Genomic DNA, 270 nt, shown 5'->3' with positions numbered 1-270 from the left:
GATTTGTACGGCTCGCCGATCGGCTTCAGTGCGGAACGCACCACTTCGCCCGTTTCCGGCATCTTACGCACCGGCGAAGCCAGCGAGTAAACCACCAGGTCAACCTGACCCAGGTCTTTCTTGATCAGATCGATAACGGTCTGACGGCACTCGTTGGAAAATGCGTCGCCGTTGATGCTTTTCGCGTACAGGCCTTCTTCTTTAGCTGCCTTGTCGAAACCGGCGGAGTTGTACCAACCGGCGGAACCGGTTTTGCCTTCGCTGCCAGGC

Annotated in this window: 1 pseudogene; it reads right to left on the bottom strand. The window is 57.4% G+C overall.

Annotated features, from left to right (window positions below):
- A pseudogene (locus HU765_RS26665) lies at nucleotides 1-270 on the bottom strand (bifunctional NADH-specific enoyl-ACP reductase/trans-2-enoyl-CoA reductase); the annotation flags it as partial.

Source organism: Pseudomonas sp. SWRI81 (assembly GCF_014268545.1).
Lineage (GTDB): Bacteria > Pseudomonadota > Gammaproteobacteria > Pseudomonadales > Pseudomonadaceae > Aquipseudomonas > Aquipseudomonas hamedanensis.
Note: the sequence above shows the minus strand (reverse complement) of the source record. Positions and strands in the feature narration are given on the sequence as shown.